Annotated in this window: 6 protein-coding genes; 5 read left to right on the plus strand and 1 reads right to left on the minus strand. The window is 66.7% G+C overall.

Features of this window, described 5'->3' with window-relative positions; genetic code table 11:
- Positions 1–64: 64 nt before the first annotated feature.
- Positions 65–1,051, minus strand: coding sequence for an NADPH:quinone oxidoreductase family protein (locus EJP67_RS27700; protein ID WP_126024958.1), 987 nt, complete (start codon positions 1,049–1,051; stop codon positions 65–67).
- 128 nt (positions 1,052–1,179) lie between these two features.
- Here EJP67_RS27700 and surE point away from each other — a divergent pair, with 128 nt between their 5' ends.
- From surE to rlmD, 5 genes are read left to right on the plus strand one after another with little or no spacing between them, the layout of a single operon-like run.
- Positions 1,180–1,938, plus strand: a complete 759-nt coding sequence (gene surE / locus EJP67_RS27705) for a 5'/3'-nucleotidase SurE (RefSeq protein ID WP_126024945.1) — start codon at positions 1,180–1,182, stop codon at positions 1,936–1,938.
- 1 nt (position 1,939) lies between these two features.
- Positions 1,940–2,713, plus strand: a complete 774-nt coding sequence (locus EJP67_RS27710; RefSeq protein WP_126024946.1) for a protein-L-isoaspartate(D-aspartate) O-methyltransferase — start codon at positions 1,940–1,942, stop codon at positions 2,711–2,713.
- Positions 2,714–2,724: 11 nt separating this feature from the next.
- A complete protein-coding gene (locus EJP67_RS27715) occupies positions 2,725–3,627 on the plus strand; it encodes a peptidoglycan DD-metalloendopeptidase family protein (protein WP_126024947.1) in 903 nt (300 codons plus the stop codon).
- Positions 3,628–3,631: 4 nt separating this feature from the next.
- Complete coding sequence (locus tag EJP67_RS27720; protein ID WP_126024948.1) at positions 3,632–4,687, plus strand: sigma-70 family RNA polymerase sigma factor; 1,056 nt, start codon at positions 3,632–3,634, stop codon at positions 4,685–4,687.
- Between the two features lie 31 nt (positions 4,688–4,718).
- Positions 4,719–6,155 carry a 23S rRNA (uracil(1939)-C(5))-methyltransferase RlmD gene (gene rlmD, locus EJP67_RS27725; protein WP_126024949.1) on the plus strand — a complete coding sequence of 479 codons (1,437 nt, stop codon included), beginning with the start codon at positions 4,719–4,721 and terminating at the stop codon, positions 6,153–6,155.
- Positions 6,156–6,169 lie beyond the last annotated feature (14 nt).

The following is a 6,169-nucleotide window of genomic DNA, read 5'->3' on the forward strand; positions in this document are numbered from 1 at the left end:
ATAAAAAAGCCCGCTCATGCGGGCTTTTTTATTGGGGCGCAAGAAGCGCAGAAAGGCGGTGCGCTCAGTTCACCATCACCAGTTTTCCTTTGACGCCGCGCGAACCCATGTGGGCGTACGCGGCCTTCAATTCGGCCATCGGCATCGTGCTGTCGATCACCGGCTTGATCTTTCCCTGGCCGTACCACTGCGCCAATTCGGCCATCATCTGCGCATTGGCCTTGGGCTCGCGCTTGGCGAAATCGCCCCAGAACACGCCGACCAGCGAGGCGCCTTTCAGCAGAGTCAGATTCAATGGCAGAGACGGAATCGGGCCCGACGCAAAACCGACGACCAAATAACGGCCGCGCCATCCGATGGAGCGAAAGGCCGGCTCCGCAAAATCGCCGCCGACGGGGTCGTAAATGACATCCGGCCCTTTGCCGTCGGTCGCGGCCTTGATGGCATCGCGAAAACCGTTGGGCAGGGCGTGCGTTGTGTAGTTGATCGTTGCGTCGGCGCCGATGGAGCGGCAGAGCTCGCATTTCTCGTCCGTGGAGGCGGCAGCGATCACCTTGGCGCCGGCGGCCTTGGCGATCTGGATGGCCGCGGTGCCCACGCCGCCGGCAGCGCCTAGCACCAGCACGGTTTCGCCGGCCTTCAGTTGAGCGCGGTCCATCAACGCATGCCAGGAGGTGGCGTAGATCATGATGAACGCGGCCGCGTCTACATGGCTGAAGCCTTCGGGCAGCGGCATGCACAGCGCCGCGGGCGCCAGCGTGTGGGTGGCGAAGCCGCCCGTGCCGGAGAGGCACGCCACGTTCTGCCCGACCTTCAGGTGCGTGACGCCTTCGCCCACCGCCTGGATGACGCCCGCGTACTCGGAGCCCGGAACGAAGGGCAGCGGGGGTTTCATCTGGTACTTGTTCTGCACGATCAGCAGATCAGGAAAGTTCAGGCTCGCCGCCTTGATCTCGATGAGCACCTGGCCCGGGCCCGGCGTGGGGGTGGGCAGTTCCTTCCAGGTCAGCGCGTCGACGCCGACGGGGTTTTCGCAAAGCCATGCGTGCATGCCAGGGGTCTCCTTCAGACAGGTAATGTTGGGGCAATGACTGCGGGCATGATAGGGGTCGCGGCAGGGCGGGCTTGTCCCTGCTGCGACGCACCCGACGCCTACAATCCGGTGCATCCAGAAGCATCATGAAGATACTTATTTCCAATGACGACGGCTTCCAGGCGCCGGGCATCGTCGCTCTGCACGACGCGCTCAAGGACATCGCCGAAGTCGAGGTAGTCGCACCCGAACACAACAACAGCGCCAAGTCGAACGCGCTGACCCTGGCGGCGCCGCTCTATGTGCGCGAGGCGCACAACGGTTTCCGCTACGTGACGGGCACGCCGGCCGACTGCGTGCACATCGCGCTCAAGGGCCTGCTCGACTACCGGCCCGATCTGGTGGTATCCGGCATCAACAACGGCGCCAACATGGGCGACGACACCATCTATTCGGGCACCGTCGGTGCGGCGATGGAGGCCTACCTGTTCGGCATTCCCGCCATTGCCTTCTCGCAGATCGAGAAGGGCTGGGCCCACGTGGATGCGGCCGGCCAGGTGGCGCGGCGTCTGGTGCAGCAGATCGAGCGCGAGCGCATGCACGAAGGTGGCGCCTTTCTGCTCAACGTGAACGTGCCGAACCTGCCGTTCGACGAACTGAAGCCCGTCAAGGTCTGCCGCCTCGGCAGGCGCCATGCGGCCGAGAAGGTGATCACGCAGGACAGTCCGCGCGGCGAGACGATGTACTGGATCGCCGGTGCCGGCGGCGCCAAGGACAGCGGCGAAGGCACCGACTTCCACGCCACCGCGGCCGGCCACATCGCGCTGACGCCGCTGCAGATTGACCTGACCGATCACGCCAACCTTGGCCAATGGCGCGAGACGGTGGCCCGTCTCGGCAACTGACATGGCCACCCAGCGGCCCGGTTTTCCTGTTCGCCTGACACCCACCGCCTCGGCCGCCACGCGCGGGCGCATGCCCGCCGCGCCGGTCAAGCCTGTGGCACCGTCCACGCCTTCGATGGCGTCCGACGCCGTGAGGGCGCGCATGGTGCAGAAGCTCGCGGCGCAGGGCATTTCCGATGCGCGCGTATTGCGCGCGATGGGCGCAGTGGAGCGCCACCGCTTCGTCGACAGCGCTCTGGTCAACCAGGCCTATGAGGACACCAGCCTGCCGATCGGACTGGGGCAGACCATTTCCAAGCCCAACGTGGTGGCTCGCATGATCGAACTGCTCATGGGCGCTCCTGCCCTGGCGGGAAAGCCCGAGGGCAAGCTCGGCAGGGTGCTCGAGATCGGCACTGGCTGCGGCTACCAGGCTGCAGTGCTGAACCATGTGGCGACCGAGGTCTACAGCATCGAGCGCCTGCGCGGTTTGCATGAGCGGGCGCGCGCCAACCTGCGGCCCTTCCGGCTCGCAACCGTCCACCTGATATTGGGCGACGGAATGATCGGCTACGCGAAGGGTGCGCCCTATGCCGGCATCATCGCCGCTGCAGGTGGCGAGGCCGTGCCCGAGGCGTGGATCGAGCAGCTGGCGGTGGGCGGCCGCATCGTGGCGCCAACGCATTCCGCGAAGGGTGGCCAGGCCCTTGTCGTCATCGACAAGACTCCCCGTGGACTGGAGCGCCTCGTTCTTGAGGCTGTTCACTTTGTCCCCCTAAAATCCGGTATCGCTTGAAGGAATAACAAATGCAGGGTTTTGGCAATCGGAGTTGGTTCGCTGGCGTCACGTTGGCCTTTGTGCTCGTGATCGCGGGCTGTTCCACACCTCGCGGGCCGGCACCAGTCGAAGACCGCGGCACCATGACGCGCGCTCCAGCCGCGACTGTGCCCGGCGGCCCACCGATCACCACCGACGCCAATGGCAGGCCGCTTGCCGGCATCGAGAACTACGGCAAGCCCGGCTACTACGCAGTGCGCCCCGGCGACACCATCCGCCGCATCGGCGCCGAGACCGGCCAGCGCTGGCAGGACATCGTCCGCTGGAACAATCTCGACAACCCCGATCTGATCGAAGTCGGCCAGGTGCTGCGCGTGATCCCGCCCACCGGCACGGGCACCGCCGTCGCGGCCGCGCCCGCAACGCCTTCCGAAGGCGCGGTCACGAAGCCGGTGCCGCCGCAGCCCGTGGTGGTGCCGTCCACGCCGTCCAGCGGTGCGACCAAGCCGTCGGCTCCGGTCACGGCTTCGCCGGCCAGCCCTGCCAGCGGCGGTTCGGGTGACGAAGACGTGGGCTGGATCTGGCCGGCGAGTGGTTCGTTGATCGCCGGCTTCGACGAAGCGAAGAACAAGGGCTACGACATCGCCGGCAAGGCGGGCGATCCGGTGCTTGCAGCCGCTGACGGGCGCGTTGTCTATGCGGGCGCGGGCCTGCGCGGCTATGGCAACCTGATCATCCTGAAGCACAACAACACCTACCTCACGGCCTACGCTCACAACCAGACGCTGCTCGTGAAGGAAGACCAGTCGGTTCAGAAGGGCCAGAAGATCGCCGAAATGGGCAACAGCGATACCGATCGCGTGAAGCTGCATTTCGAGATCCGCCGCCAGGGCAAGCCCGTCGATCCCTCGCGCTACCTGCCCAGCCGGTGATGCCATGGCTGCCTCCCGCCCCCGCCGCACGCAGTTGCCTGTGCGCGGGTCGGCGGGCAGGGGCAGCATGCCTTCGGGCAACGGCCATCCCGAGCCTGCCGGCGAGAGTGCGCACGTTCCCGAAGACGACTTGGACGCGTCGGCTGCAGACGCTCCGCTGCCGACGAACAGCGCCATGGGCGCCGTGGGTGAGCTGGTCGGCGGCGAAGGCGCCGACGCGCTGACCATCTACCTGCGCCAGGTGCGCCGCACCGAGCTCTTCACGCCTGCCGAGGAATACGAGACCGCATGCGCCGCGCGTGCCGGCGACTTCGCCGCGCGGCAGTCGATGATCGAGCACAACCTGCGGCTTGTGGTCAACATCGCCAAAGCCTATCTGGGGCGGGGCGTGCCGCTGTCCGATCTCATCGAGGAGGGCAATCTGGGCCTGATGCACGCCATCACCAAGTTCGAGCCCGAGCGCGGCTTCCGCTTTTCGACTTATGCGACCTGGTGGATCCGCCAGTCGGTGGAGCGTGCGGTCATGACGCAGGCGCGCGCGATCCGCCTGCCGGTGCACGTGGTGCGCGAGCTGCAACAAGTGCTGAAGGCCCGCCGAACGCTCGAAGGCGACGCCGAATTTCTCGTGCATCGGCCGGACGGCGTTCGGGTGGAAGACATCGCGGCGCTGCTGGGGCGCGATGTGCAGTCCGTGGCCGAGCTTCTGGCGCTGTCCGAAGCCCCGCGCTCGCTGGACGCTGGCGATGCTCGGGGAGACGAGGGGTTCACGCTGGCCGACACTGTGGCCTCCGAGGACGAGCAGGGCAGCCCGACCGACGTGGCGCACACACGCGAGGTGGAGCGCCTGCTCGACCAGTGGGTGCAGGCCCTCGACGCACGTGAGCGCGAAGTGCTGGAGGGCCGCTACGGCCTCCACGACCGCGAGCCCGAAACGCTGGAGGTGCTGAGCGTGCGCCTGGGGCTCACGCGGGAGCGTGTGCGGCAGATCCAGAACGAGGCGCTGGCCAAGATGCGGCGCCAGCTCGCCCGCTCCGGCGTGGGGCGCGACGCGCTGTTCTAGGGGTATCCGGCCACGCTGAGACAATCGGGGGATGACGGAATCCATCGAAGAAAAGAAAGTCCCCGCGAATCCAGGCGAAGAATGGCTGAAGGTCGAGTCCCTCGACCTCGATGCGCAGGGCGTGGCGCACAAGGCCGACGGCATGGTCGTGTTCATCGAGGGCGCGCTGCCGTTCGAGGAAGTGCGGTTCAACGTCCACCGCCGCAAGAACAACTGGGAACAGGGCACGGTCACTGCCATCCGCCGCGAATCGTCGCAGCGGGTGCGCCCCGGCTGCCCGCATTTCGGCCTGCATACGGGTGCCTGCGGCGGCTGCAAGATGCAGCACCTCGATGCAGCCGCCCAGGTGGCAGTGAAGCAGCGCGCGCTGGAGGACAACCTCTGGCACCTTGGCAAGGTCAAGCCCGAGAACCTGCTGCGGCCGCTCGAGGGGCCGGCCTGGCACTACCGCTATCGTGCGCGCTTGTCGGTGCGCCATGTGGTCAAGAAGGGCACGGTGCTGATCGGTTTCCACGAGCGCAAGAGCCGCTATCTGGCCGACATGCAGGTCTGCCCGGTGCTGCCGAAGCAGGTCAGCGAGATGCTGATGCCGCTGCGCGAGCTGATCGGCTCGATGGATGCGCGCGACACGTGCCCGCAGATCGAGCTGGCCTGCGGCGATGCGCCCGATTCCACGCGGCTCGGCACGATCGCTTTGGTGTTGCGCCACCTGGAGCCACTTTCGCGCGCGGACATCGACCGATTGAAGGCCTTTGCGGAGAAGAACGAAGGCGTCCAGTGGTGGCTGCAGCCCAAGGGGCCGGACACCGTGAAGTTGCTGGAAGAGGGCGGCACCCCGTTGGCGTACCGGTTGCCGGAGTTCGGCGTGACGATGCCGTTCAAGCCCACCGATTTCACGCAGGTCAATCCGCACATCAACCGGGCGCTGGTGGGCAAGGCGTTGCGCCTGCTCGACGTTCAGCCTGACGAGCGCGTGATCGACTGGTTCTGTGGGCTGGGTAACTTCACCTTGCCGCTGGCCAGCAAGGCACGCGAGGTGCTGGGTGTCGAAGGCAGCGACACGCTGGTGGCGCGCGCGACCGACAACTTCAAGAGGAATCAGCCAGCCACGTCGGCTCGCCGCGAGTTGTCGCCTGCGACGTTCGTGGCGCGCAACCTGTTCGAAATGACGCCGGAGATGCTGGCGGCCGATGGCGGCGCCGACAAGTGGCTGGTCGATCCGCCGCGCGAAGGCGCATTCGCGCTGGCCAAGGCCATCGCCGATCTTCATCAGCAGCCCGAGCTGCGCACCGACGGCTGGACGCCGCCGAAGCGCATCGTGTACGTAAGCTGCAACCCGTCGACGCTCGCGCGCGATGCGGGGCTGCTGGTGCATCAGGCGGGCTATCGCTGCACCCATGCGGGAGTGGTCAACATGTTCCCGCACACGGCGCACGTGGAGTCGATAGCGGTTTTCGAGTTGGAATGAAAAAGGGCCCGGAG

The organism is Variovorax guangxiensis, from assembly GCF_003952165.1.
In the GTDB taxonomy this organism is placed as follows: Bacteria; Pseudomonadota; Gammaproteobacteria; order Burkholderiales; family Burkholderiaceae_C; genus Variovorax; species Variovorax guangxiensis.